This window comes from Ruegeria sp. AL12, from assembly GCF_056540885.1.
Genome location: NZ_JBQFXN010000015.1, coordinates 1 through 24993, shown reverse-complemented (window position 1 = coordinate 24993; position 24993 = coordinate 1). Strand labels below are relative to the sequence as shown.

General features: G+C 57.4%; 36 protein-coding genes. 11 read left to right on the top strand and 25 right to left on the bottom strand.

Going from position 1 to position 24993, the window contains the following annotated elements; all coding sequences use genetic code 11:
- Positions 1–11: 11 nt before the first annotated feature.
- The 10 genes from rpsE to rpmC form a co-directional block, all read right to left on the bottom strand.
- Positions 12–581, bottom strand: a complete 570-nt coding sequence (gene rpsE / locus ACR0C6_RS20150) for a 30S ribosomal protein S5 (RefSeq protein ID WP_155148691.1) — start codon at positions 579–581, stop codon at positions 12–14.
- A gap of 115 nt (positions 582–696) precedes the next feature.
- Complete coding sequence (gene rplR / locus ACR0C6_RS20145) at positions 697–1056, bottom strand: 50S ribosomal protein L18 (protein WP_152459162.1); 360 nt, start codon at positions 1054–1056, stop codon at positions 697–699.
- 11 nt (positions 1057–1067) lie between these two features.
- Positions 1068–1601: a 50S ribosomal protein L6 gene (gene rplF, locus ACR0C6_RS20140; RefSeq protein WP_480620851.1), complete on the bottom strand. Its 534-nt coding sequence runs from the start codon at positions 1599–1601 to the stop codon at positions 1068–1070.
- 11 nt (positions 1602–1612) lie between these two features.
- The gene (rpsH, locus tag ACR0C6_RS20135) at positions 1613–2005 is read right to left on the bottom strand and encodes a 30S ribosomal protein S8 (RefSeq protein WP_068340741.1); all 393 of its coding nucleotides are present in this window, start codon (positions 2003–2005) and stop codon (positions 1613–1615) included.
- Between the two features lie 13 nt (positions 2006–2018).
- Positions 2019–2324, bottom strand: a complete 306-nt coding sequence (gene rpsN / locus ACR0C6_RS20130) for a 30S ribosomal protein S14 (RefSeq protein WP_010437098.1) — start codon at positions 2322–2324, stop codon at positions 2019–2021.
- 19 nt (positions 2325–2343) lie between these two features.
- On the bottom strand, positions 2344–2904 hold the full coding sequence (rplE, locus tag ACR0C6_RS20125) for a 50S ribosomal protein L5 (RefSeq protein ID WP_152459160.1): 561 nt from the start codon (positions 2902–2904) through the stop codon (positions 2344–2346).
- Positions 2897–3208, bottom strand: a complete 312-nt coding sequence (gene rplX / locus ACR0C6_RS20120; protein WP_152459159.1) for a 50S ribosomal protein L24 — start codon at positions 3206–3208, stop codon at positions 2897–2899. Before rplX ends, rplE begins: the two co-directional genes overlap by 8 nt.
- 2 nt (positions 3209–3210) lie before the next feature.
- Complete coding sequence (rplN, locus tag ACR0C6_RS20115; protein WP_039523372.1) at positions 3211–3579, bottom strand: 50S ribosomal protein L14; 369 nt, start codon at positions 3577–3579, stop codon at positions 3211–3213.
- A gap of 75 nt (positions 3580–3654) precedes the next feature.
- Positions 3655–3885 (bottom strand): 30S ribosomal protein S17, encoded by a 231-nt coding sequence (rpsQ, locus tag ACR0C6_RS20110; RefSeq protein WP_152459158.1) that lies wholly within the window; start codon positions 3883–3885, stop codon positions 3655–3657.
- 4 nt (positions 3886–3889) lie between these two features.
- A complete protein-coding gene (gene rpmC / locus ACR0C6_RS20105) occupies positions 3890–4096 on the bottom strand; it encodes a 50S ribosomal protein L29 (RefSeq protein ID WP_093965352.1) in 207 nt (68 codons plus the stop codon).
- A gap of 329 nt (positions 4097–4425) precedes the next feature.
- Between rpmC and ACR0C6_RS20100 the strand changes: the two genes are divergently transcribed.
- The gene (locus tag ACR0C6_RS20100; protein ID WP_480620849.1) at positions 4426–4797 is read left to right on the top strand and encodes a hypothetical protein; all 372 of its coding nucleotides are present in this window, start codon (positions 4426–4428) and stop codon (positions 4795–4797) included.
- A gap of 82 nt (positions 4798–4879) precedes the next feature.
- Here ACR0C6_RS20100 and ACR0C6_RS20095 read toward each other — a convergent pair whose 3' ends face one another.
- The 9 genes from ACR0C6_RS20095 to ettA all read right to left on the bottom strand — a co-directional run bounded on the left by ACR0C6_RS20095 (position 4880) and on the right by ettA (position 11990).
- Positions 4880–5266: a hypothetical protein gene (locus tag ACR0C6_RS20095; RefSeq protein WP_480620847.1), complete on the bottom strand. Its 387-nt coding sequence runs from the start codon at positions 5264–5266 to the stop codon at positions 4880–4882.
- Positions 5267–5383: 117 nt separating this feature from the next.
- Positions 5384–6004: a 2OG-Fe(II) oxygenase family protein gene (locus ACR0C6_RS20090; RefSeq protein ID WP_480620846.1), complete on the bottom strand. Its 621-nt coding sequence runs from the start codon at positions 6002–6004 to the stop codon at positions 5384–5386.
- 233 nt (positions 6005–6237) lie between these two features.
- Positions 6238–6651 (bottom strand): 50S ribosomal protein L16, encoded by a 414-nt coding sequence (gene rplP / locus ACR0C6_RS20085; protein ID WP_117872242.1) that lies wholly within the window; start codon positions 6649–6651, stop codon positions 6238–6240.
- A 12-nt stretch (positions 6652–6663) separates the two neighbouring features.
- Positions 6664–7371 (bottom strand): 30S ribosomal protein S3, encoded by a 708-nt coding sequence (gene rpsC, locus ACR0C6_RS20080; protein ID WP_171229110.1) that lies wholly within the window; start codon positions 7369–7371, stop codon positions 6664–6666.
- Complete coding sequence (rplV, locus tag ACR0C6_RS20075) at positions 7371–7751, bottom strand: 50S ribosomal protein L22 (RefSeq protein WP_039538267.1); 381 nt, start codon at positions 7749–7751, stop codon at positions 7371–7373. The genes rpsC and rplV overlap by 1 nt, the downstream gene beginning before the upstream one ends.
- Before the next feature lie 3 nt (positions 7752–7754).
- Positions 7755–8033: a 30S ribosomal protein S19 gene (gene rpsS, locus ACR0C6_RS20070; protein ID WP_068348022.1), complete on the bottom strand. Its 279-nt coding sequence runs from the start codon at positions 8031–8033 to the stop codon at positions 7755–7757.
- Positions 8034–8036: 3 nt separating this feature from the next.
- Positions 8037–8879 carry a 50S ribosomal protein L2 gene (rplB, locus tag ACR0C6_RS20065; RefSeq protein WP_008757664.1) on the bottom strand — a complete coding sequence of 281 codons (843 nt, stop codon included), beginning with the start codon at positions 8877–8879 and terminating at the stop codon, positions 8037–8039.
- 380 nt (positions 8880–9259) lie between these two features.
- Positions 9260–10189 (bottom strand): hypothetical protein, encoded by a 930-nt coding sequence (locus tag ACR0C6_RS20060; protein WP_480446152.1) that lies wholly within the window; start codon positions 10187–10189, stop codon positions 9260–9262.
- Between the two features lie 133 nt (positions 10190–10322).
- Positions 10323–11990: an energy-dependent translational throttle protein EttA gene (gene ettA, locus ACR0C6_RS20055; protein WP_480620843.1), complete on the bottom strand. Its 1668-nt coding sequence runs from the start codon at positions 11988–11990 to the stop codon at positions 10323–10325.
- A 136-nt stretch (positions 11991–12126) separates the two neighbouring features.
- Here ettA and ACR0C6_RS20050 point away from each other — a divergent pair, with 136 nt between their 5' ends.
- From ACR0C6_RS20050 to dacB, 3 genes are all read left to right on the top strand, one after another.
- On the top strand, positions 12127–12597 hold the full coding sequence (locus ACR0C6_RS20050) for an MOSC domain-containing protein (RefSeq protein ID WP_480620841.1): 471 nt from the start codon (positions 12127–12129) through the stop codon (positions 12595–12597).
- A gap of 32 nt (positions 12598–12629) precedes the next feature.
- Positions 12630–13250 carry a nicotinate-nucleotide adenylyltransferase gene (locus ACR0C6_RS20045; protein WP_480620839.1) on the top strand — a complete coding sequence of 207 codons (621 nt, stop codon included), beginning with the start codon at positions 12630–12632 and terminating at the stop codon, positions 13248–13250.
- Positions 13251–13316: 66 nt separating this feature from the next.
- Entirely contained in the window at positions 13317–14795 is a 1479-nt protein-coding gene (dacB, locus tag ACR0C6_RS20040) for a D-alanyl-D-alanine carboxypeptidase/D-alanyl-D-alanine endopeptidase (RefSeq protein WP_480620837.1), read from the top strand.
- Positions 14796–14814: 19 nt separating this feature from the next.
- Here dacB and ACR0C6_RS20035 read toward each other — a convergent pair whose 3' ends face one another.
- From ACR0C6_RS20035 to ACR0C6_RS20025, 3 genes are all read right to left on the bottom strand, one after another.
- Positions 14815–15237: a tellurite resistance TerB family protein gene (locus ACR0C6_RS20035; protein ID WP_152459150.1), complete on the bottom strand. Its 423-nt coding sequence runs from the start codon at positions 15235–15237 to the stop codon at positions 14815–14817.
- Between the two features lie 89 nt (positions 15238–15326).
- Positions 15327–15701, bottom strand: a complete 375-nt coding sequence (locus ACR0C6_RS20030) for an EamA family transporter (protein ID WP_216603653.1) — start codon at positions 15699–15701, stop codon at positions 15327–15329.
- The gene (locus ACR0C6_RS20025) at positions 15698–16423 is read right to left on the bottom strand and encodes a class I SAM-dependent methyltransferase (RefSeq protein WP_480620835.1); all 726 of its coding nucleotides are present in this window, start codon (positions 16421–16423) and stop codon (positions 15698–15700) included. Before ACR0C6_RS20025 ends, ACR0C6_RS20030 begins: the two co-directional genes overlap by 4 nt.
- 364 nt (positions 16424–16787) lie before the next feature.
- Here ACR0C6_RS20025 and ACR0C6_RS20020 point away from each other — a divergent pair, with 364 nt between their 5' ends.
- From ACR0C6_RS20020 to ACR0C6_RS20000, 5 genes are all read left to right on the top strand, one after another.
- Positions 16788–18362, top strand: coding sequence for a lysine--tRNA ligase (locus tag ACR0C6_RS20020; protein WP_171229103.1), 1575 nt, complete (start codon positions 16788–16790; stop codon positions 18360–18362).
- A 49-nt stretch (positions 18363–18411) separates the two neighbouring features.
- Positions 18412–18813 (top strand): DUF4864 domain-containing protein, encoded by a 402-nt coding sequence (locus ACR0C6_RS20015; protein WP_171229102.1) that lies wholly within the window; start codon positions 18412–18414, stop codon positions 18811–18813.
- 138 nt (positions 18814–18951) lie between these two features.
- On the top strand, positions 18952–21240 hold the full coding sequence (locus tag ACR0C6_RS20010; protein ID WP_480620833.1) for a glycosyl hydrolase family 28-related protein: 2289 nt from the start codon (positions 18952–18954) through the stop codon (positions 21238–21240).
- Between the two features lie 143 nt (positions 21241–21383).
- Positions 21384–21710: an antibiotic biosynthesis monooxygenase family protein gene (locus ACR0C6_RS20005; RefSeq protein WP_152459145.1), complete on the top strand. Its 327-nt coding sequence runs from the start codon at positions 21384–21386 to the stop codon at positions 21708–21710.
- Between the two features lie 65 nt (positions 21711–21775).
- On the top strand, positions 21776–22183 hold the full coding sequence (locus ACR0C6_RS20000) for a universal stress protein (RefSeq protein WP_152459144.1): 408 nt from the start codon (positions 21776–21778) through the stop codon (positions 22181–22183).
- A gap of 3 nt (positions 22184–22186) precedes the next feature.
- Here ACR0C6_RS20000 and ACR0C6_RS19995 read toward each other — a convergent pair whose 3' ends face one another.
- Entirely contained in the window at positions 22187–22669 is a 483-nt protein-coding gene (locus tag ACR0C6_RS19995; RefSeq protein ID WP_480446144.1) for a HugZ family pyridoxamine 5'-phosphate oxidase, read from the bottom strand.
- A gap of 143 nt (positions 22670–22812) precedes the next feature.
- Between ACR0C6_RS19995 and ACR0C6_RS19990 the strand changes: the two genes are divergently transcribed.
- Both ACR0C6_RS19990 and ACR0C6_RS19985 read left to right on the top strand, forming a co-directional pair.
- Positions 22813–23235 carry an excalibur calcium-binding domain-containing protein gene (locus tag ACR0C6_RS19990; RefSeq protein WP_171169094.1) on the top strand — a complete coding sequence of 141 codons (423 nt, stop codon included), beginning with the start codon at positions 22813–22815 and terminating at the stop codon, positions 23233–23235.
- A 162-nt stretch (positions 23236–23397) separates the two neighbouring features.
- On the top strand, positions 23398–23631 hold the full coding sequence (locus ACR0C6_RS19985; RefSeq protein ID WP_171169092.1) for a TFIIB-type zinc ribbon-containing protein: 234 nt from the start codon (positions 23398–23400) through the stop codon (positions 23629–23631).
- 5 nt (positions 23632–23636) lie between these two features.
- Here ACR0C6_RS19985 and ACR0C6_RS19980 read toward each other — a convergent pair whose 3' ends face one another.
- Entirely contained in the window at positions 23637–24065 is a 429-nt protein-coding gene (locus ACR0C6_RS19980; protein WP_480620831.1) for a hypothetical protein, read from the bottom strand.
- Between the two features lie 43 nt (positions 24066–24108).
- Positions 24109–24816 carry an ORF6N domain-containing protein gene (locus ACR0C6_RS19975; RefSeq protein ID WP_480620829.1) on the bottom strand — a complete coding sequence of 236 codons (708 nt, stop codon included), beginning with the start codon at positions 24814–24816 and terminating at the stop codon, positions 24109–24111.
- Between the last annotated feature and the right edge of the window lie 177 nt (positions 24817–24993).

Below are 24993 nucleotides of genomic sequence, written 5' to 3'. Positions count from 1 at the left end.
GGTCGTTCTCCTTATGCTTCTGCTTCAGCAGCAGCCGGTGCTTCGTCCCGCTTGGGCAGGATGTCGGCAACCTTTTTGCCACGACGTGCGGCAACCGAACGCGGGCTCTGCTCTTTTTGCAGGCCGTTGATGGTGGCGCGGATCATGTTGTACGGGTTCTGCGAGCCCAGCGACTTGGACACAACGTCCTTGACGCCCAGCATTTCGAACACGGCACGCATCGGACCACCGGCGATGATACCAGTACCTTCAGGTGCGGTGCGCATAACCACTTTACCGGCGCCGTGACGGCCTTCGATGTCGTGGTGCAGGGTCCGACCTTCACGCAGTTGCACGCGGATCATCTGACGCTTGGCTTGTTCGGTCGCCTTGCGGATGGCCTCGGGTACTTCTTTCGCTTTACCCTTGCCAAAGCCCACGCGGCCTTTCTGATCGCCGACAACCACCAGAGCGGCGAAGCCAAAGCGCTTACCACCTTTTACGGTTTTCGACACGCGGTTGATCGCAACCAGACGATCTGCAAATTCCGGTGCTTCCTCACGGTCGCGGCCACGGCCCCGACGGTTTTCACGTTCTGCCATTTGGCATCCCTTTTCTCATGTGGCGCATACGGCGCCGTTTCTTCAATCCAAGTGAGCCCCGACTGTTGCCGAGGCCCCCGGATCATCGGGGCGGATCGAAACCCGCCCGCAGGTCTTAGATCTTCAGACCACCTTCACGCGCAGCGTCGGCCAGAGCCTTCACTTTGCCGTGGAACAGGAAGCCACCACGATCGAAATAGGCCTCTTCGACGCCTGCCTTCTTGGCACGCTCTGCAATGGCCGCGCCGACTTTGGTCGCCGCATCGATGTTGTTTTTGCCAACAACGCCCAGATCCTTTTCCAGGGTCGAGGCCGAGGCCAGGGTCACGCCACGTACGTCGTCGATCAACTGAACAGAGATGTTCTTGTTCGAACGGTGTACGGACAGACGCGGACGACCCGCGTTGACCTTGCGAAGTTTGTTCCGAACGCGCAGGCGGCGCTTCAGAAACAGGGTTCTTTTGCTGTTTGCCATTGTGTTCGTCCTTACTTCTTCTTGCCTTCCTTGCGGAAGATGAACTCGCCCTTGTAGCGGATGCCTTTGCCTTTGTAAGGCTCGGGGCGGCGCCACTCGCGGATTTTCGCCGCGGTTTCGCCCACCAGCTGCTGGTCGATACCTTCCACAACGATCTCGGTCTGCTTCGGGGCGGTGATGGTGACACCTTCCGGAGCAGTGAAATCAACATCGTGGCTGTAGCCCAGGTTCAGCCTCAGGGTGTTGCCCTGCATCTGAGCCCGGTAACCAACACCCTGGATCTCCAGCTCTTTTTTGAAGCCGGTCGTCACACCGGTTACCAGGTTGGCAACCATGGTGCGGCTCATGCCCCACTGCTGACGAGCACGTTTGGACATGCCGCGGGGGTCGATCTTGACCACGTTGTCTTCAACCGACAGCGTTACGTCGTCGGTGGCGGTAAAGCTGCGGGTGCCTTTCGGACCTTTCACTTCGATGGTCTGACCCGACACAGTGGCGGTAACGCCGCTGGGCAGCTCGACCGGTTTTTTACCAATACGAGACATTGCAGACCTCCTTAGAAGACGGTGCAGAGCACTTCGCCGCCAACATTGTTGGAGCGAGCGTTTGCGTCCGACATCACACCTTTCGGAGTGCTGACAATCGACACACCCAGACCCTGACGGACCTGCGGGATGTCATTGACGCCCATGTATACGCGACGGCCAGGCTTCGAGACCCGCTTCAGTTCGCGAATGACAGGGGTGCCTTCGTAGTACTTCAGGCTGATTTCGATGGCCGGATGACCGTTTTCACCGGTCGTCTTTTCATAGCCACGGATGTAGCCTTCGTCCGCCAGCACGTCCAGAACCCAACCGCGCAGCTTGGAAGCCGGGGTGGAAACGGTGGACTTGCCGCGCATTTGCGCGTTGCGGATACGGGTGAGCATATCGCCGATAGGATCATTCATATCTATGTCTCCCTTACCAGCTCGATTTCACCATGCCGGGGATCTGACCAGCAGAACCCAGCTCGCGCAGCGCGATACGGCTGACCTTCAGCTTACGGTAGTAAGCGTGGGGACGACCTGTCAGCTGACAGCGGTTGTGCAGACGTGTGGCCGAGCTGTTGCGCGGCAGCTTCGCCAGTTTCAGACGCGCTTTGAAGCGCTCTTCCATCGGCTTGCTCTCGTCATTCGCGATTTCTTTCAGCTCGGCACGCTTCGCGGCATATTTGGCCACCAGGCGTTCGCGCTTCTTTTCGCGTTCGATCATTGCTTTTTTAGCCATGTCTCAATCCTCCCGGCGCTTATGCGTTGAACGGCATGTTGAACGCTTTCAACAGTGCCTTTGCTTCAGCGTCGGTTTTCGCTGTGGTGGCAATTACGATATCCATGCCCCAGACCTCGTCGACCTTGTCGAAATCGATTTCCGGGAAAACGATGTGCTCTTTCATGCCCATGGCAAAGTTGCCCTGACCATCGAAAGAAGGCTTTACACCGCGGAAGTCACGAACGCGCGGCAGCGCGATGGTGATCAGACGATCCAGGAATTCGTACATCCGGTCACCACGCAGGGTCACTTTCGCGCCCAGCGGCATGTCCTCACGGACGCGGAAGCCCGCGATCGACTTCTTCGCCTTGGTTGCAACGGCCTTTTGACCGGCAATCGCAGTCAGATCCTCGACCGCAGCTTTCGCTTTCTTCGAGTCTTTGACGGCCTCGGCACCACAGCCGATGTTCAGAACGATCTTCTCCAGCTTGGGCAGCTGCATGTCGTTCTTGTAACCGAACTCTTCTTTCAGAGCGGCGCGGATGGTTTCAACGTACTGAGTTTTCAGACGCGGGGTGTAGGTTGCGTTATCAAGCATCGATCACGTCCCCTGTGGTCTTGGCAAAGCGGACCTTCTTGTCACCTTCCATGCGGAAGCCAACGCGGGTCGCTTTGCCGTTCTTGTCCAGCAGTGCCAGGTTCGACAGGTCGATCGGGTTTGCCTGAGGCAGACGACCACCTTGCGAGTTTTGCGACTGGCGGGTGTGACGGATGGCGATGTTGATGCCATCAACAACAGCTTTTCCGGCTTTGGGGTCAACCGAGGAAATGGTGCCCTCTTTGCCCTTGTCCTTGCCGGCCAGCACGACGACCTTGTCGCCTTTGCGGAGTTTAGCAGCCATGATTACAGCACCTCCGGAGCCAGCGAGATGATTTTCATGAAGTTCTTGCCGCGCAGTTCGCGAACAACGGGGCCAAAGATACGGGTACCGATCGGCTCGTTGTTGTTGTTCAGGATGACGGCGGCGTTGCGATCGAAACGGATCGCGGTGCCGTCTTCGCGACGGACTTCCTTGGCGGTGCGCACGACGACGGCCTTGCGGACGTCACCTTTCTTCACGCGACCGCGCGGGATGGCTTCCTTCACCGAGACGACAATGATGTCGCCGACGGAGGCGTATTTACGCTTGGAACCACCCAGGACCTTGATGCACTGAACTCGGCGAGCGCCGGAGTTGTCAGCGACATCCAGATTGGTCTGCATCTGGATCATGTGGTTTCTCCCGACCTGTGGGGGCTGGTCTTGTTAATTCCCCCAGGGTTTCGACAAATGGAAAGGTCTGGGGGCTTACGCCTCCAGAACCTCCCAACGTTTCGTCTTCGATTTCGGCGCGCATTCGATGATGCGTACAGTGTCGCCGACCTTGAAGGCGTTCTTTTCGTCATGAGCCCGGTATTTCTTGGACTTACGAACGGTTTTGTGCAGCAGCGGGTGCTTGAAACGGCGTTCAACCGAAACAGTCACGGTCTGCTCGTTGGCGTCGCTGGTTACTACTCCGGACAGGATACGCTTGGGCATGGGATTACTCCTCCGATGCCGCAGCAGCGGCCTTTTCGTTCAGAATGGTTTTGACGCGGGCAGCATTGCGGCGGGCCGCTTTGATGCCGGCAGTGTTTTCCAGCTGACCGGTTGCCTGTTGAAAGCGCAGATTAAAGCTTTCTTTCTTCAGGTTGGCCAGTTCCTCGCGGAGCTGGTCCGGGGTCTTTTCACGCAGTTCTTGGGCGTTCATCGCCTTTTTCCTTTGCTCAAAACACCAGAAGGCCCCGTACACGGGTCACCTTGGACCTGGTGGATGAATGATAGACATGCGAATCGCCCGACAACGCCGGGCGAAACGCAGGATGCCGCCGTATAAGGGTTTAGGGAGTGGGGGGCAAGGGAAAGTTTCTCAGCCGATTTCAATGCGTGAATTGAATCAGCATCGGGCCATACCGGTCGCTGGAATGAACCGCAGAACATTGCCGCGACCTAAGGTGAAAATTTAGTGTTTCCCTCAGCAGGTTTGCCAACCTAACATCGGTCTGCCATTATTGCGACCATTAAAAAGTGAGGTGTTTTATGCAAAATACTAAATTAGCTACATTCACATTCGCGGCCCTGATGTGTGCGTCCACTACAATAGCCGCCCCCGACGGCAAATGGACCCTGACCATCAATTCCAGCCGCCCTTGGCAGATGGATATTGCGGTCACAAACAACACACCGCAGGTGCTTGCCGCTCATGGGATCACACCGGAAGGCATTAAAGTCAGAAAGGTCACGGACGATCGGCTTCAATTCGACGCCATAATTTCCAAACAAGGCAGTTGCTCATCCGGAAGTGTGATGAAATTTGATCTCAAATTCAAAAATGGCGCCTATAAATCCGGGTCTGTGAATGGAAATTGCATTGGATTCCCCAAGTTCCGTGCGCGGGTCAGCGCAAAGTAGCAAGTCAGTGACTCAGACCCAGATGAAGCCGAAACCGGCATTGCTTTTTGTCCCGATTTCCTTCCTTCAGCGCGCGCTCGGCTCAATAGCCAAGTCTCGCCATGGTTCGGCGAGTGATTTCCTCGAAGGACCAAGCATCCGGCACGCGGGGCAGCCACAACTTTCCGTGCTCACCGCTAAGGAAAAGAGCCGTTCTTGACCCGCGGAAACCTTGGATACCTTCCAGCCTCAAGTCACTGACTACGCCTTCTGAATCCAACACAACCACGCGTTGGGTAGTAATTACGTACACGGTTCTTCGGAACAGAAAATGTATCACGACCCACGGGAACATCATGAGTGTCGGCGCAAAAAACGCAATCAGTATTGCATCTGCCAAAGAAGGCAATAATCGCGCCCGAACCGCGTAGACGGGTTGTTCGTTCTCTTCCAGAACGAGTGGTTCAATTTCATCAAAAAAGTCAGTCAATGCCGCGACGATTATCTAATAAACAGTGTATATGATGCGCTTTCATTCGGATGTGCTTTGGCTGTTCGCCCCCCCCAATCGCTCCACCGGAGCGATTGCCGCTGCGCGGACCGGGGCTCACTCCCACTTATAGTTGAAGCTGACCGAGATCCGCTCTTCCTCGGCCATGTTCATCGGGACCTCGTGGCGCAGCCAGCTTTCCCAAAGCAGGACATCCCCCACCTGCGGTTTCATATAGATGAATGGCTGCAAATCCCGCCGCCCGCCTTTCAGGCGCGTCGGCGCGGCCATCATGCGGCCTGAACGGGGGTCCTCCAGTTTCAGCGCGCTCGCCCCTTCAGGCATCGCTACATACGTCGTGCCCGAGATCACACTGTGCGGGTGCAGGTGGCTGGAGTGCATGCCGCCCTCGGGCAGGATGTTGATCCAAAGGTCCTCCAGTTTCAACGCGCCCTCGCCCAGATCGAACTCCAGATCCTTGGCAAAGGCCGCCACGTGCTGATCCAGTACCTTCACCAGATCGGCGAAGATCGGGAACCGCCACGGCAGATCGATCAGCGAGGCATAGCTGGTATAGCCGGGATAGCCGTTTTCCTCACACCATTGTTGCCCGGCCTCGTCATCCTCGGCGATGACAAGGCACGAGCTTTCCAACTCATCCGCATCTATCCCGGGACCGAACTCGGACAAAGCTGCGCGATAAAGACGGGTTACGAAGAGTGATTCAATCTGTGCCATAGCGCCCTCTTAATCCAGCCTAATCGCGATTGCGATGGCTCTTTTGCGAGGCTCTGCCTCGCGCTCCGGGATATTTTTTGCCAGATGAAATCCGGATCCCCTGCTTCATCTGGCCACAAAAATCCCGGGGGAGTCGCGGCTTGCCGCGGCGGGGGCAGCGCCCCCAAATGATAACCCCCGCCGGTTTCCCGACGGGGGTCAATTTTGCCACGAACGGGGAAACCCCGGATCGCTTACCAGTCTTCGCGAACCACGACGCGGGTCTTGATCGGCAGCTTCATCGCGGCCAGGCGCAGGGCCTCGCGGGCGATGTCGTCATTGACGCCGTCGATTTCGAACATCACGCGACCGGGCTTGACCTTGCAAACCCAGCGGTCCACCGAACCCTTACCTTTACCCATACGAACTTCGATCGGCTTTGCAGTGACCGGAGTGTCGGGGAAGATACGGATCCAGACACGACCCTGACGTTTCATGTGACGGGTCATGGCACGACGTGCAGCTTCGATCTGACGTGCGGTGACGCGCTCGGGCTGCAGGGCTTTCAGACCGTAGGTGCCAAAGTTCAGATCAGAGCCGCCCTTGGCTTCTCCCTTGATCCGGCCTTTGTGCATCTTGCGGAATTTCGTACGCTTTGGTTGAAGCATCTCAAATCCTCCTTAGCGACGGCCGCCTGCACCGCGAGGTGCCGGACCATCCTGGAGTTCCTGTGCTTTACGGTCACGTGCCTGCGGATCGTGCTCCATGATCTCACCTTTGAAGATCCAGACCTTGATCCCGATAATCCCGTACGGGGTCATCGCTTCGGCATGTGCGTAATCGATGTCGGCACGCAGGGTGTGCAGAGGCACGCGGCCTTCGCGGTACCACTCGGTCCGTGCGATTTCGGCACCGCCCAGACGGCCAGCGACGTTCACCCGGATACCCAGGGCGCCCATGCGCATGGCGTTCTGAACCGAGCGCTTCATTGCGCGACGGAACGAAACACGACGTTCCAGCTGCTGAGCGATCGACTCGGCAACCAGCTGCGCGTCAAGCTCGGGCTTGCGCACTTCGACGATGTTCAGGTGCAGTTCGCTGTCGGTCATCTGGGCCAGCTTCTTGCGCAGAACTTCGATGTCTGCACCTTTCTTGCCGATGATAACACCCGGACGTGCGGTGTGGATCGTGACGCGGCACTTCTTGTGCGGACGTTCGATGATCACACGTGCAACACCGGCCTGCTTGCACTCTTTCTGGATGAACTCACGGATCTTGATGTCTTCCAGAAGAAGATCACCGTAATCCTTGGTGTCAGCGTACCAGCGGCTGTCCCAGGTGCGGTTGACCTGCAGGCGCATGCCGATCGGATTGACTTTATGTCCCATTAGGCTTGCTCCTCAACTTGACGCACCTTGATGGTGATCTCCGAGAACGGCTTCATGATCTTGCCGAAACGGCCGCGGGCACGCGGGCGACCGCGCTTCATGACCAGGTTCTTGCCAACCCAGGCTTCGGCGACGATCAGTTCGTCAACGTCCAGGTTGTGGTTGTTTTCGGCATTCGCGATTGCGGACTGCAGGCACTTCTTGACGTCCTGCGCGACACGCTTGTTCGAGAAAGTCAGGTCGGTCAGAGCCTTCTCGACTTTCTTGCCGCGGATCATTTGCGCAACCAGGTTCAGTTTCTGCGGGCTGGTGCGAAGCATGCGAGTTTTCGCCATTGCTTCGTTTTCAGCCACGCGGCGGGGGTTCTTTTCCTTGCCCATGACTTACTTCCGCTTCGCTTTTTTGTCTGCGGCGTGACCATAGTAGGTACGAGTTGGCGAGTATTCACCGAACTTCTGACCAATCATGTCTTCCGTGACGTTTACCGGGATATGCTTCTGGCCATTGTACACACCAAAGGTCAGACCCACGAATTGGGGCAGAATGGTGGAACGACGCGACCAGATCTTGATGACTTCGTTGCGGCCCGACTCGCGCGCTGCTTCGGCTTTTTTCAGCACATAAGCATCGACGAAAGGACCCTTCCAAACAGAGCGAGACATAGATTAACGTCCCTTCTTCTTGGCGTGCCGCGAGCGGATGATCAGCTTCTGGGACGCTTTGTTCTTGTTGCGGGTACGCTTACCCTTGGTGTCCTTACCCCACGGTGTAACCGGTGTACGGCCACCCGAGGTACGACCTTCACCACCACCGTGCGGGTGATCGATCGGGTTCATTGCAACACCACGAACCGACGGACGAACGCCTTTGTGGCGCATACGACCGGCTTTACCGAGGTTCTGGTTCGAGTTGTCGGGGTTGGACACGGCACCAACGGTGGCCATGCATTCCTGACGGACCATGCGCAGCTCGCCCGAGCTCAGACGGATCTGAGCGTAGCCGCCATCGCGACCAACGAACTGAGCGTAAGTACCGGCCGCACGTGCGATCTGACCGCCTTTGCCAGGCTTCATCTCGATATTGTGGACGATTGTACCAATGGGCATGCCCGAGAACGGCATTGCGTTGCCCGGCTTGATGTCGGCCTTGGCAGATGCCACGACTTTGTCACCAACAGCCAGACGCTGCGGAGCCAGGATATAGGCCTGCTCGCCGTCTTCATATTTTACCAGTGCGATGAATGCGGTCCGGTTCGGGTCATATTCGATCCGCTCGACGGTTGCCGCGACATCAAATTTGTTCCGTTTGAAGTCAACGATCCGGTAGAGACGCTTTGCGCCACCGCCGCGGCGGCGTGAAGTGATCCGTCCGGTGTTGTTCCGGCCGCCCGATTTGGTCAAACCCTCTGTGAGAGACTTGACCGGACGTCCTTTCCAAAGCTCCGAACGGTCGATCAGCACCAGCCCGCGCTGGCCCGGCGTCGTCGGCTTGTACGACTTGAGTGCCATGCTTTCTGTCTTCCGTTTAGCAAGTGCGAGGGGGTTCCCCGCTATGTGAGAGGCCCCCGTAGGTGCCAAGGGTATAGGGCCCCGAAGGTCCCCGGTTCAAAATATCTAAGGCCCCGGAACGAATCCGAGGCCGCAAGATTGGGAGCGTTTAGCAGTGTTGGGGCCGGGTGACAAGAGAGAGTGTCAAACTTCTTCTGTGGCCGTGAAAACGACACGTAATCTTGACGCTGTTTTGAGGTTCGCATCTGCGTTTGTCGATTTTTTCAGGTATCTCGCGATGGTTTCAGTCGGCGAAGAAGGCCGCTCCGTTGCGTTCATCCAAAGGTTTTCAGCCCTGAGCGTTGCGAGAGATTGGTTGGAAGGTTATCCCTCTTCGCCTTTTAATCTACGAACACGACGCGAATGAATTTCTTCAAACGAAGAACCCAAAACAACATAAATGCAAGCCAGGCTATCGCGAAGATAATGGTGTTTGTTGCTTTCCAATCGATTCTTTTGGTGATGTCCTTGGGGTCAATCTCATACAAGTAACCGGAAAAAACGACCGTTTCCGGTGTATCGCATTTGGTATATGCCGTCTCGGCTGGGGGAAAGCCTTGGTCTTCCGGTGGAATAGGCATTCCGTCCAGAAATATTCCCCTTTCTTCCTCGAACCTTGCGATATTTTCGTTGTTGTCCAGAATGAGCAGCGAGTTTTGAGTGCAATTCGACAGAATGGAATAATCATTCTTGTTGATTTGGTCGTAAGACAGTGCGGTTCCGAGTAGGCTTATTCCTGTAATGAAACCAATCTGAAAAACCGCAAATTTGTTTATGCTTTCTTCTCGCAGGGATCGAAACAGAAGATAACCCATGAACACAGCAATATGAAAAACGATAACAAAATAAAGCACGGTGAATATTTCAAAAAATGGTCTGCTTTCGGACTTGAACAAAATGTAGAGAGAAACGAGCCCGCATATTAGACAGAACGACCGAGAGAACTTTAGCTGATGATCCATGTCGACCATGCTGTCATCGGACACCTCGGTCAGGTTTGTCGTCGTGGCCGAGTGCCCGGATGCTTTGGCGTTGTGCCGTACAACCTCGGGTGGGCGGTACAAAAAGGACAGCACGACCGTACAGGCAATCACGCAGTAAATTGGAATATGGTACATCCATCCAAATGGGCTCTCAAACAGGTTGTTCTGAGGTAACAGCAAGCACGTCAGAATTGCGACAGATACCAGCACATAGGGTGATTTGTTTGGCCGCAGATAGTCCAGAAATGGCATCAGGGGTGCAGCAAGTGCGGTGATGGGTTCTGCCATAACAATACTCAAACAAAAGAATTGCAATTAGAGTATCAAATTTGCCTGGCTTTGAGAATAACGGTAAAAAAACAGGCCGCTTGGTATTCCAAGAGCGGCCTGTTCTGGTCATCAATTTATTGCTCTGGGGCGTCTACCGCGCAAACTTTTTGTGCTTCAACCGCTTGGGCTCCAGCGCATCCGGCCCCAAACGGCGCTTTTTGTCCTCTTCGTAGTCTTCGAAGTTGCCCTCGAACCATTCCACATGGGCATCACCTTCAAAGGCCAGGATGTGCGTACAGATCCGGTCGAGGAAGAAACGATCGTGCGAGATCACCACGGCGCAGCCGGCGAAATCGACAAGGGCGTCTTCCAGCGCGCGCAGGGTTTCGACGTCCAGATCGTTGGTCGGTTCGTCGAGCAGCAGGACGTTGCCGCCCTCTTTCAGCAGGCGGGCCATGTGGACGCGGTTACGCTCACCCCCTGACAGCAGTGAAACCTTTTTCTGCTGGTCGCCGCCCTTGAAGTTGAAGGACGAGCAATAGGCGCGGGAATTGACCTGCGCGTCGCCCAGCTGAATGATCTCGGCGCCGCCGGTGATCGCCTCCCACACGGTGTCGTTGTCGTTGAGGTCGTCGCGCGACTGATCGACATAGGACAGCTGCACCGTGTCGCCGTATTCGATGGTGCCGGCATCTGGCTTTTCATGGCCGGTGAGCATTTTGAACAGGGTCGACTTACCGGCGCCGTTGGGGCCGATCACGCCGACGATGCCACCGGGCGGCAGGCTGAACGAGAGATTTTCGATCAGTTGCTTGTCGCCCATGTGCTTGGCCAGCCCGCTGACCTCGATCACCTTGCTGCCAAGGCGCGGGCCGTTGGGGATGACGATCTGGGCGCGGGTCAGCTTTTCGCGCTCGGACTGTTCCGCCAACTCGTTATAGGCGTTGATCCGGGCTTTGGATTTGGCCTGACGCGCCTTTTGACCCTGACGCATCCATTCCAGTTCGCGCTGAAGCGTCTTCTGCTTGGATTTGTCTTCGCGGGCCTCTTGCTCAAGCCGCTTGGCTTTCTGCTCCAACCACGAGGAATAGTTGCCTTCATAAGGAATGCCACGACCGCGGTCCAATTCGAGAATCCAGCCGGTGATGTCATCCAGGAAATAACGGTCGTGGGTGACGATTAGGATGGTGCCTTTGTAGTCGATCAGGTGCTGTTGCAGCCAGGCGATGGTTTCCGCGTCCAGGTGGTTGGTCGGTTCGTCCAAGAGCAGCATGTCGGGCGCTTCCAGCAGCAGCTTGCACAGCGCCACGCGGCGTTTTTCACCGCCCGAAAGATTGGCGATGTTGGCATCGTCTGGCGGGCAGCGCAGCGCTTCCATCGAGACATCGATCTGGCTATCCAGATCCCACAAGTTTTCCGCGTCGATCGCGTCCTGCAGGGCGGTCATCTCTTCCATCAACTCGTCCGAGTAGTTCTCGGCGATCTCCATCGCGATCTCGTTGAACCGGTCGACCTTGGCCTTTTTCCCGGCCACGCCCAGCATGACGTTTTCGCGAACGGTCAGGGATTCATCCAACTGCGGTTCCTGCGGCAGATAGCCGACCTTGGCGCCCTCGGCGGCCCATGCCTCGCCGGTGAAATCGGTATCCAGACCGGCCATGATCTTCATCAGCGTCGATTTACCGGCGCCGTTGACGCCGACGACACCGATTTTCACGCCGGGCAGAAAGCTGAGGTGGATGTTTTCAAAGCACTTCTTGCCACCGGGATAGGTCTTGGAGACACCCTGCATGTGGTAGACATATTGATAGGCGGCCATGTCGCGTCCTCTGGGTCGGGAAATTTGGTTGAAACGCTGGATATCCGAGCGGGACGGGCGGGGCAAGCTGGTGGTATTGTGAATTTCGTCTTTGGGTCGGGCGGCATAGTGTGGGTGCGCTGTAAATGGGGGTGTTATGTTGGAACTGGCCGAATTGATTGCGGGTTGGGCGCAGCCCGGTTGCGTGACTTGGATCGGAGCGCGACCACAGCGCCGGGCCGAGATGGTGTCACTGGAGGAATCCGTGATTGCCGAGGCCGGTCTGATCAGTGACCGCGCCCGCGTTGGCAAGCGGGCAGTGACTTTGATCCAGCAAGAGCATCTGGCGGCGATTGGGTCCTATCTGGGGCAGGGGCCGGTTGCGCCTGTGATCCTTCGGCGCAACCTGGTGGTTTCGGGGATAAATCTGACGGCGCTCAAAGGGCGCGAGGTGCAGGTGGGCGAGGCAATTTTGCGCCTCACCGTGATTTGTGCGCCGTGCAGCCGGATGGAAGAAGCGCTGGGCAAGGGTGGCTATTCCTCCGTGCGTGGGCACGGAGGATGGTGCGCCGAAGTCGTGCGACCCGGGCGGGTTCAGCTGGGTGATGTGGTGCAACCTGTTGATTGACAACGCCTCGCAGTTCTGAACATCAGCAGGGTATGGAGCGGCACGGCATACCCTATGCGCGACCTGGACAGGTCGTCGGTCTGTTCGGCGGGTCGTTTGATCCACCGCATCAGGGCCATGTGCACGTCACGCTTGAGGCAATGAAGGCGTTCGGGCTGGATCGGGTTTGGTGGCTGGTATCGCCGGGCAATCCGTTGAAGGAACGCGGGCCCGCGCCCATGGGCAAGCGAATGGCGGCAGCGCGGAATGTGATGCAGCATCCGCGCGTCGAAGTGACGGACCTCGAGTCGCTCACAGGTACACGCGCCACTGCGGATACTCTGACAGCGTTGCAGCGATTGTATCCACAGGTGCGATTTGTCTGGCTGATGGGGGCGGACAATCTGGCGCAATTTCACCGCTGGAAAGATTGGCGAGGGATCATGGACAGTGTCCCTGTCGGTGTGGTCGCACGGCCCGGCGACCGGATATCTGCCCGGATGTCCAGGGCGGCGCGGGTCTATGCCAAGTACAGGATCGACGGGCAGGCGCGGCATCTTTTGGGGCGGGCGCAGGCTCCGGCCTGGTGTTTCGTGAATGTGCCGATGGTTGATGTCAGTTCCACGGAAATTCGGACGCGCGGCGAATGGCGCGCGGAAGTGTTGCCGGAATAGCCTTGCCCGGCGCATAATCGCAGCGAGTGGTTGCGCGCATTTGATCTGTGGGATTTTATTCCAACTATGGCTGGTCGTTTTTCACGTCGTGTGTTTCTGGGAGGATTGGGGGCGTCTCTGATCCCGGCAGCTGGTCTGGCGCAGGCGCCGCTGGTCTCGCTCAGGCCGCGCGCGCGTGCGGCGCTGTTGAGTGGCGCCGAGCGTTTGGTTGCGGCCGCAGGGTTGACGGGCGAAGTTGTTTTCGCGGTCGCGGATGTGGCGACCGGAAAGCCGCTGGAGGTTTTTGGTGAAGGTGCGGGCTTGCCCCCGGCCAGTGTCGGCAAGGCGATGACCGCGCTTTATGCGCTGGACGTTCTGGGGCCCGACCACCGGTTCGAAACCCGTTTGATCGCAGATGGGCCAATTGAAAACGGGATTTTGCATGGCGATCTGATATTGGCAGGCGGGGGTGACCCGCTTTTGGATACGGATGCGCTGGCCACGATGGCGGCCAACCTGCGCGAGGCCGGAATCACCGAAGTTCGAGGAGCCTTCAAGGTCTATGACGGGGCGCTGCCCTTCGTGTTCAGCATTGATCCCGGACAGCCGGATCATGTGGGGTACAGCCCGGCGGTAAGTGGGATATCGTTGAATTTCAATCGGGTCCATTTCGAGTGGAAGCGTGCCGGTAAGGGTTACGATGTGACCATGGATGCACGCAGCGCACGATATGTGCCGGCAGTGGATGTGGCAGCCATGCGGGTCGAGAACCGCAGCTTGCCTATCTATACCTATCAGCCAAGTGCGCGGCAGGACCGCTGGACCGTGGCCAAGGGCGCGTTGGGCAATGGCGGGGCGCGCTGGCTGCCTGTGCGCAAACCCGCATTGTACGCGGGTGATGTGTTTCGTACTTTGGCCCGATCCAATGGAATCGTTTTGAATCGGGTGCAAGTGACACGAGAGGCGCCAAAAGGCGTCGACCTTGTGGTGCATCGCAGCGATCCATTGAACAGTATTTTGCAGGGGATGCTGAAATACTCGACGAACCTGACGGCCGAGATGGTCGGACTGGCCGCAACCAAAGCGCGGGGCGTTGACCCGCGCAACCTGGCGGAGTCGGCGGCCGAGATGAACCGTTGGGCGTCTCAGAGCTTTGGCGTGAACGGGATCGCGATGGTCGATCATTCCGGTCTTGGCGATGCCTCGCGTATGGTGCCGGCGGATCTGGTCGCGGCCCTTGTCGCGGCCCGGAAAATGGGCGCATTGCGCCCATTGATGAAGCCTTTTGCCTTGACGGATCGCAATGGGCGGCCGGTCAAGAACCACCCGATCAAGGTCGATGCCAAGACAGGCACATTGAACTTCGTATCTGGGTTGGGCGGTTTCCTGACAACGGCGGACGGGGTCGATCTGGCCTTTGCCATTTTTACTGCGGACGTGGCCCATCGCGCCAAGATTCCCCGCGCACAACGCGAACGGCCTGAAGGCGCGCGAAGCTGGAACCGCAGGTCGCGGAAACTGCAACGGGCCTTGCTGGAACGTTGGGGCGCACTCTACGGAAGCTGAAACCCGCAGAGTGCCCGGATCAGACCGTGTGGCGCGCGCGTGCCCCGCGTTCGATTGCGGCGGCATGCAGACGGTCGATATTCAGTTCGTACCGGATTTCTTCCAGCAGGCGCAATTCCGTTTCGGCCAGCGAACCGTCGGCGGCTGCAACATCGCAAGCCAGCGCATAGGCCGTTTCGTTCAGACGCTCGGGCAGGTTTTCGCGGATCAGGCCAAACAGCGCATCCAGACCGTCTTCCTGTTCGAACAGGTCAAAAACAATCTGTGATACACGACGGGTCCGATCGATGTCATACCCGGCAAAGACCGGCAGCATGTTCACGGCGACCTCGATCTTGACCAGCTCGGCGGTTCGGATGTTTTCGTCAGACGCCGAGACAGCAACCATGATCGCCACAAGGCAATCCTGCGGGGACATCGGGTGGGGCACTTGCTCGGTCATGGGATGGTCCTGATTGGGGTCGTTCGAGGACGCACGATATGAGCGCAGCGGGTCAGGTTCAACACCTTGTTTCATCCACCCCCGCGCGATCAGGTATTCATGACCATCATTCCGGAAATCAAAAGCGCGGCCCCCAGCCAGTAGCGCAGCCCAAGTGTTTCGCCGAAGAAGACGTGCGAGGCCAGTGGCACAAGAACGAAACTGAGGGCCATGAAAGGGTAGGCCTGGGACAGAGACAGATACCGCAGGACATACACCCACAGCACCGTAGCCGAGCCATAGATGGCAAAGGCTGTCAGAAGGAAAGGATCGAACAGCGTCTGAATGAGGCCCGCCAATCCGGTGGCTTCGCGCCCGTCAATCCGGTTTCCTGCCAGTTTGAACAGGATTTGCCCAGCCGAGATCATAACTGGTGTGCACAGCAAACCAGCCCAGACTAGTGTCGTTGGGGCGGGCGGAGTCATCCTTGGTGCTCCGGTTCCGGTTTTTCCTCGGGGCGGTCTTCGCAATAGTAGATGTCGCGCCCCAGATCTTCGCAGACATGGATGTCCGGGCTGGGATGCACCGCGCGCAGAAAGCTGTGGGTGTAGGGGAAAAAGTTGAAATGCGGATTGAAGGTGTACCTGCTTTCGCGTTCGCGCGGGACGACGATAATGACGCGTTTTCGCGCGACACGACGCAGTTCAGAGATTGCTTGCCGGTAATCCAGAAGATGCTCGATCACGTGGGTGCAGATTACTGTGTCAAAGCTGTTGTCTTCAAACGGCAGTTCTTCGATCCGAGCTGCGACATAGTCGATATTGTCGATGGCAGCCGCATCATCGACGACGAAATCCACCCCTGTCAGTTGCGTGATGTCGGGTCGGGCTGCCTTTATGCGTTGCAAAAGAACGCCGGTGCCGCAGCCGATATCGCAGATGCTTTGCCCGACGATATCCCTGGCTATCCGTTCGATGCAGGCTTTGGAATTGTCGGTGCCCTGATGCACGCGCGGATGATCGCGGTAGAGCTTTTCGTATTCGTCATCCGTCAGATAGGTTGCGCGTTCACGGAATTCGGCAAGGCGCGTGATATGGTCGCCCCAAACCCTGCATGCCAGCCAATGAAACGCGGCGCTGTCACGCAGGACAGGCGGCACGATATCTTCGAGTACAAAGCGTATACGGTTGGTGGTTTCGCGTCGCATCTCGTTTCCTCTGGTCCGGGGAACCCCCCCGTGTCGCCTTTGTCTAACACTGCCCGGTGAGCGGGCGAAACAACCGGGTCAAGTTTGCGCCCGCGCCCGTGTCTTTTTTGTTTCGGAGGAACAATCGAACCACCTTTGTGGCCTGAGCAAGGCTGGCCGGTGAAAATGCAGCGCGGATATCCCGGACAGAGTGTTTGCGGGCCAGGGAACGTTTCCCTACCTGCCCGAGGGCGACTGTTTTTTGGCGCAGTGTGTCGCGAATTGCGCCACTGCTTTATTGACTCATGCTGCACTGGCACAATAGGAGGGGCCGGTCCGGTTGCATGGGGTGACCGTGACACTTTCCCCGATGGAGCACAATGAAATGTCTGAACTGCGTGAAACCGCGATGTCGTCGAAGGCCTGGCCTTTTGAAGAGGCGCGCCGGTTGCTCAAACGCTATCAGAAGGGTGCTCCGGAAAAGGGGTATGTGCTGTTCGAAACCGGTTACGGCCCGTCTGGCTTGCCGCATATCGGAACATTCGGCGAGGTCGCGCGGACCACGATGGTCAAGCGCGCGTTCGAGGCGCTTTCGGACATACCGACCAAGTTGATCTGTTTTTCGGACGATCTGGACGGGATGCGCAAAGTGCCCAGCAACGTGCCCAACCCGGAGGCGCTTGAAGAACATTTGCAGCGCCCGTTGACTTCGGTTCCCGATCCGTTTGGCGAATACCCCAGCTTCGGCGAGCACAACAACGCGATGTTGCGCCGGTTCCTCGATACTTTCGGATTCGACTATGAGTTCTATTCTGCACGCGATTTCTATCGGTCAGGCCAGTTCGACGAGATCCTGAAGCGCGCGGTCGAGCGCTATGACGACATCATGGCCATCATGCTCAAAAGCCTTCGGGAAGAGCGCCAACAGACCTATTCGATTTTCCTGCCGATCCATCCGGAAACCGGGCGGGTTTTGTATGTGCCGATGAAGAAAGTGTGTGCAGAGACCTATACCGTCACATTCGATGACGAGGACGGCAAGGAATGGACCTTGCCCGTCACTGGCGGCAACGTGAAATTGCAATGGAAGCCTGATTTCGGGGCGCGCTGGGCAGCGCTGGGCGTCGATTTCGAGATGTACGGCAAGGAACATGCTACCAACGAAAAAATCTATGACGCGATCTGCCGTGCATTGGGCGGCCGCGCGCCCGAGCATTTTTCTTATGAACTGTTCCTGGATGAGAATGGCCAGAAGATCTCGAAATCGTCCGGCAATGGCGTGTCGATCGACGAATGGCTGACCTACGCGCCAACCGAAAGCCTGGCGTATTTCATGTATCAAAAGCCCAAGACAGCCAAGCGGATGCATTTCGACGTGATCCCGAAGGCTTATGACGAATATCATCAACAGTTGCGCGCCTATCCGGGGCAGGACCTGAAAGCTCAGCTGAACAATCCGGTCTGGCACATTCATGGTGGCGACGTTCCCGAATCGACCCTGATCGTACCGTTTGCGATGTTGCTGAACCTGGCGTCGGTCTCGGGCGCGGAAGACAAGGAGACGCTGTGGGGCTTTATTCGCCGCTATGCGCCGGAAGCAACAGCTGAAAGCCATCCCGATCTGGATCAGGCTGCGGGCTTTGCGGTTCGCTACTTCAACGATTTCGTCAAACCGACGCGCAAACATCGCGCCCCCACGGATCAGGAGCGCGAGGCGCTGGAAGCGCTGAAAGCCGCGCTTGAAGCATATGATGGCCCGACCGAGGACGAGGCGCTGCAATCAGTTGTCTATTCCATCGGGCGGGAGCGGTTCGACCCCATGCGCAGTTGGTTCACGGCGTTGTACGAAGTGCTTCTGGGTGCATCGCAGGGCCCGCGTTTTGGCGGCTTTATCGCGCTGTACGGTGTGCCTGAAACAATTGCCCTGATCGACAAGGCGCTGGCCGGAGAGCTGGTCTGATTTGACGTGATCCCGTATGGGGCTACTCTTTTTTGCAGGAGGTGGCCCCATGCGTCGATTTTTGCTTGTTGTATCCCTGAGTGTTGGGCTGGGGTCGGGCGCATTTGCGCAAAACGCAGAGATAGAAGCAAACATTTCGGCGCAGATACAGGCCTTCAAGGCGGATGATTTTGCCACGGCCTTCACCTTTGCCAGCCCCAGCATCCAGCGCCTTTTTCAGAACCCCGACAATTTCGGAGCAATGGTACGCAATGGGTATCCGATGGTCTGGCGTCCTTCCGACATACGTTTTCTGGAGTTGCGTGAAATTGCAGGAGCCCTGTGGCAGAAGGTGATGATCACCGACGCAAACGGGCGTGTGCACATACTGGACTATCAGATGATCCCTCTGGAGGACGGTTGGAAAATCAACGGCGTCCAATTGTTGGGCAACGCTGACCCTGCGGCCTGAGGCAACACCACCGTCACGGTGATATCAGCCGCGGTTAACTCTCTTTCGGTATTCAGACTGACGCGTTCGGGGCGGACCTGGACACGGGGTTTGGACGCGTCGCCAGATTGGTGCGGCGCGATTTAGAAAGGGTTTTCAATGAACAAGGCAATCACTGACGGCATCGTCTTCATGCCGCCTCAATTCGCGAATGGCCTGACCGTTTGGTCTGCGGGGGACGGTACGCCCGGCTCACCCACATATGGCGGATCCGGCACGGGGGTTTTCGTGCCGGCGGATGCCGATTTTGGTGGCTGTCTGGAGATCCTGAAAGTCCAAACCACCCAACAGCTTCGGTATATGGGCCAGACGCCGATTTTGCCCGGTTGCTATTTGCAGATCAAAGCGCGGGTCAAGGCGATCAGTGGTCCTTTGCCGTCGGTGCGCATTGCGGCCTGGGCCGGGGGCGCAGGGGACACGCATGTGGCAGGAGTCGTGGAGCAGGGGCCTGCCACACAGCTGTCGGGCTATGGAAGCGTGCATGAAATAACGGCGATCGTCGGAACCGGCAAACGCCCCGGCGTGGACATGCCTTGGGGGCTGGCCGCCCTGTATGGCCATTTCGGTCTGGATATTGAGGGCGCGAATGGGGCGCTGGTGCGTGTCGACGACCTGGAGATCACGGATGTCACCGGTGTTTTCCTGCGTGAGATGATCAGTGTTGTGGATGTGCGCGACTATGGGGCCATCGGCGACGGTGTGACGGACGATTCAGCTGCGTTTGAAGTGGCCGATCAGGCGGCGGGTGGCCGTCGGGTTTACGTTCCGCAAGGGACTTATCATCTGGCCGAAAACACCAGTATGACCTCCGAAATGGACTTTGAAGGCACAGTTACCATGCCGGATGACAAGATGCTGTTGCTGACAAAGGATTTCCATCTGCCGGCTTACATTTCGGCTTTCGGAGACGAAGAACTGGCGTTCAAAAAAGCGTTTCAGGCCCTTCTGAACAATTCGGATCATGACTCGCTGGATTTGGGTGGTCGCAAGATTTCCGTCACCGCGCCGATCGACATGGCCGCAGCGGTTCCCAACAAGCAGAGTGGTTTTTCAACCCGTCGCGTGATCCGGAATGGTCAGTTTGACGTCAAAAGCAGTTCGGCTTGGGATACGGAAACGTTCACCTCGACTGCGACCTATGATCCGTCGGACAAAACGCGTCTGACCAATGTCGCGAATGTCGCCAACATTCCCGTCGGGTCCTACGTTGCCGGCAGCGGAGTCGGGCGTGAAATCTATGTACGGTCAAAGAACGTCGGTGCGGGTGAGATCACACTGAGCGCGCCTCTTGTGGGGGCGTCGGGGACCCAGTCCTTTTCGTTCTATTCATTCAAGTACCTGCTGGATTTCAGCGGCTTCAGCACGCTTCGAAAATTCGGCATGGAGCAGATCGAATTTCAATGCAACAGCCGATGCAGCGGAATTCGTTTGGCGGCCGCCGGCAGTACATTTTCGTTGAACGACTGTTTTATCAGCCGCCCGAAAGACCGGGGGATCACGTCGACCGGAACGGGGTGCAAGGGTATGTTGATCGACAATTGCCAGTTCCTGTCAGCAGAAGAAGCCCTTGTCGTTACGGACCGATATTCCATTGCGTTGAATACCAATTCAAACGATGTGAAGCTGCGCCACAACCGAGCCGTGCGTTTCAGACATTTCGCTGTTCTGGGCGGTGACAACAACATGATTCTGGGCAACCATGTCTTTCAGGGCGATAGCATCCCGCAAGGTGTGCGTACGGCCGGTTTGATCATGATCGGCACCTACAACAGTTCCACTATCGCCGAGAATTATGTCGACAATTGTTTCATCGAATGGACGAATGAACGCGACCCGTCGCCGACATACACGAGTGGTTTTTCGTTCAGTGCGATGAGCATCACGGACAACATCTTTTATTCCAGTCAGGCCCCGTCCTGGTTCAGTTTCATCGTCATTCGCCCCTATGGGCCCGGGCATTTTCTCAATGGCCTGGTCGTGACCGGCAACAAGTTTCGTGCCACGAGCGGTGAAATCTTCCGAGCGGAACGGGTGGATACAAGCTTTGCCGACTTGAACAAAGACAGGCACACCAACGTGACCTTCCAGAACAATACGTATCATGGCGTAACCAGGAAATCCGCAAACCCGTTGAGGGTTCGCTATACGCAGCACTCGGTGTCCAATCTTTGGCCTGTTTCTGCAAACGGGCAGTTGCCTTTCGACGGCAAGGCACGAGGCTGCGATGGGGTTGCGACGATCGGTGTGCTTTCAGGGGTGTTCAACAACCATGTCTTCAGTGCGCCTCATGTTGAGGTCGAACAGGGGGCGACAGGCGACAGTTTTCTGTTGCGCTGGCCAGAGCATGTGAAGGGTACGGCCTCGGTTCTGATGCGCATGGAACGTTAAAAGGCTGTCTGGCCACCCCGAAACGGGTGGCCATTTCACTCTGATCTGACCGTAAATGACTGACCCGGTTTGCAAGGTCGGCAGGAAATAGGCGACGTTTCATTTTGATGTGTTAGGCTTGGGACAGAAAGTGGAGAATCCCGATGCTGAAAATCGCCAAAAACGCCAGTGTTCAAACAGTTATCACGACCTTTGAAATGACGCCCGGCACCTGTCAGGACCTTCTGGAAGCTTTGACGGATGCCTATGCCGAGTTCATTTCAAAGCAGCCAGGTTTCGTTTCCGCCGGGCTGCACGTCAATGACGCACAAACCCGAATAGCAAACTATTCGCAATGGGAACGCCGCGAAGATTTCCTTGCCATGCTGCGCACGCCTGAAATGCGCGATCGCAACCGCAAGATAAACGAACTCTGCAAAAGCTTTGAGCCGGTCATGTACGACGTCGCTGAGACATTCGGCAGTTCCTGACCTGAATCAAAGCCTGCAATTCATATCTGTTTCAAAGTTAGCCTGCAAAAATGGAGGCTCACATCATGTATCACAACATTCTGGTCCCCATCTCGTTCGATGCTGAAAGAGATACATCCGGGCCTTTGAAGCTGGCCCAGATTCTGGCCACGCCAGACGCGCAGGTGACATTGTTGCATGTGGTCGAGCATATTCCCAACTATGCAATCTCGTATATGCCGTCCGAATATCTGACAGAGGCGCGTAAGGCGATTCAGACAGAACTGGATGAACTGGCATCGCAGCTGCCGAATGCCAAGGGTTTGGTGATCGAAGGACATTCCGGCCGGACCATTCTGGATTGGGCCGAGGCGAACAAGCCCGATCTGATCATAATTGCGTCCCACCGGCCGGGGATGCAGGACCTGCTTCTGGGCTCTACCGCGTCTCATGTCGTTCGTCATGCGGGATGTGCCGTGCATGTGGTCCGCTGATGGCTAGAAATCCTGTGCGGTAAGGCGGCAGGCCTTGCCAAATCCGGCGTTCAAAAGGCCGTCCTGAATGGCGAACCGGACCAGTCCGAAATCGGCGAAATCGATATAGAGTTTCGCTTTGGGCCGTCGCGCCAAGTACCGGTCGCGCAAGTCACCATAGCCTGCCACGTCCCGGTGAACTGGCTGAGCGATCACGTGCAATGTCAGGCGCGGATGGGTCAGCGGGTCGCCCTTGTCTGCGGGCTCTCCGATCAGAAGGGCGCAGTTGGGGCAAGTGCTCAGCGCGCGCGTGTGTTCCGCAAGGGTTGAAATCAGAGAGACAGGGCAACCCGCTTCATCCGTGGCCAGCGCGATCCGCGAGACAGACGGCAACCCGGTTTCAGGGTGTAGAAAGGCCAGTGCGGCAAATTTGGCCTGAAAGAGAAGGTCCTGTGCTTGCAAGCGCGCTGCTGCGTCGGGCGTGTGATAAGGATCGGATAGGGTCACGATATCGGTTCGGCAGCAAAAAAATCGGGCAGATGACGGTTCCCTGTCATTTTAAGTGCCTGAAATGGATTGCGCCATTTGTTTTACCTCAGCGTTATGGGATTGCCTCGGCTTTGCCACAAATCGACGTTACAGATCAGGCAATGCTGTTCAAAAAACCCTCGCAGGATACGCCTGATCCGAAGCCGCTGCCGTCCAGACGACACCGGCGCGCAGAGGCGACGCGCAGGCATGCGCTGTCTCCGCTACGCATACTGGTCATGGTTCTGTTGTTGCCGCTGACCACCGTGCTGATCGCCACGGGTGTTTTTCTGCGCCTGTCCGAATTTGAGCGGGAAGAGGCGGTGATCCACCTGATCGCATTGGCAGGTTGTGATGCAACGCAGTCGCTGGGGGTGGGGCCGTTTTACGAGGGGCAGGCGGGTTATCACAAGCGCAATGACCCGGATGGCGACGGGGTCGCCTGTGGCGCTGCCAGCCCGCCCCGGGCAACTGCGCCGCAAGTTCACAACAGTCCCGAACCGCAACAGCGGTCTCTTGGAACGGCCAAGTTCGTGCGCCCCTGACGGTTGTAATCGCGAAGTCCAGAAAATCTTCTTGGGCCGGGGCCAGTTGCCTGTGTCATCCCGCTTGACCCAAGCAAACGGGCGTCATGTCACAGAGGGATGGCAATGCAGCGGATCAACCCCATCTCATATAGATTAGATGGCAAAACAGGAGATCGTATGATGCAATGCCCGATTGACGGAACTCAACTGGTCATCACGGACAGAAACGGGGTTGAAATCGACTATTGTCCGCAATGCCGAGGTGTCTGGCTGGATCGGGGCGAACTGGACAAGATCATCGAGCGGTCAACAGCGTATTCTCCGCCACAACCCGGCTACGATGACCGGGCGGATCACGGCTATCGCAAGAAAAAGAAACGAGGCGGTTTTCTGGAAGATCTGTTCGATTTCTGACCCGGTCAGGACAGCTGAGCCCCGGCACATTCGCGGAAAATGCGAACCTGGGGCGCTGCACCGTCCAAGGGAAATTCACTCACCCTGTCCTGCGTAAACGCATAGGCGGTCCGGTTGTATTCCAGCCCGTCCAGCACGTTTCCAAATCCGGTATCGGTGACTGTCAGCATCGATGCACCGTCGGAAAGAACATGACGCGGAGTGGCGATTTCGATGGGGTTCGGCCCCTCGAACCGCATCGCGAACCATGGGGTGTTGGTCCAACCTTCGGTCTTGCGGGTAACGGACAGGGTATAGAGCGGCTTTTCGGGGTCATAGGTCAGGAATATCTCTGCCGTGTCCGTCACGTGTGACAGGGTGCAGATCTGGCCCACCGTTGCTTCCCACGCGGCGGCGGGTGTGCCGAGGATCAGTGATAACAGGACAACGCGCATGTCCCGGAGTCTAGCGGCCGAAAGGTCCGGGGCAAGGGCTGCGTCAGCCTTTCATCGCATTCAGCAGTTCCAGCAACCCCTTGCGGTCGTCATCATCGGCATAATCGCCGGCGGCCAACCGTTCGGCGATGCGCAGGCGCAGACGCTCGTGCTGGGTGCGCACCTCTTCGCCGGCGGTTTCGGCCAGGGTCTTCATGATCGTCGCCACCGCCTGCTGGCGCTTGGTGGTGGGGTTGGCGATATAGTCGACAAGGCTCTGCTGCCCGGAATCGAGGATGTTTTCGGCCAGCGCCCGCAACTGATCTCCATTGGGCAGCAGCGGGGCGGGGGTGCCTTCGGGCGGCAGGATCTCGGGCGCGCTGCGCGGGGTTTCGGTCAGGGCGTTGGCGCCGTCTACGAACGCTTCGGTGATCATGCGGGTGATCTTGATCGCGCGCGGGTCCTTGAACAGGGTCGAGGCGATGGCCACGCCGTAATCGGTATAGACCCACGGGTTGACCCGCCGCCCGCCGCGGCCCTTGGGCTTTGAAATCACATTCCGTGATATCAAAGCCGCCACCTCGTCGTCGGTCAGCTGAAAGCGGTAGCCCTCGAACAGGTCCTTGTTGCGCGAGACGGCCTGATTGAAGGCGCTGACGGTTTTTCCATAGAACCGCGCCAGATCCTCGGCCAGCACCACGCGGGTGCCGCGCACCCGGTGAATGGCGCTTTGGACCTCATGCGTGCTGGGCAGGGTGTTCGGGTTCGTCATGGCAGCCGTTTGGAATCACAATTTGTGATTTCAAACGTGGAGGAGGGGGAGGTGGGTGGCAAGGGTGGAGTATGGGGGTGACGAGATTAGGGTCAGGACTCATAGCCAGTATATGACGAGCGCTGCGAGTGCGACGGCGGACAAGAAGACCTTGGGGCACCTGTCGTAGCGGGTTGC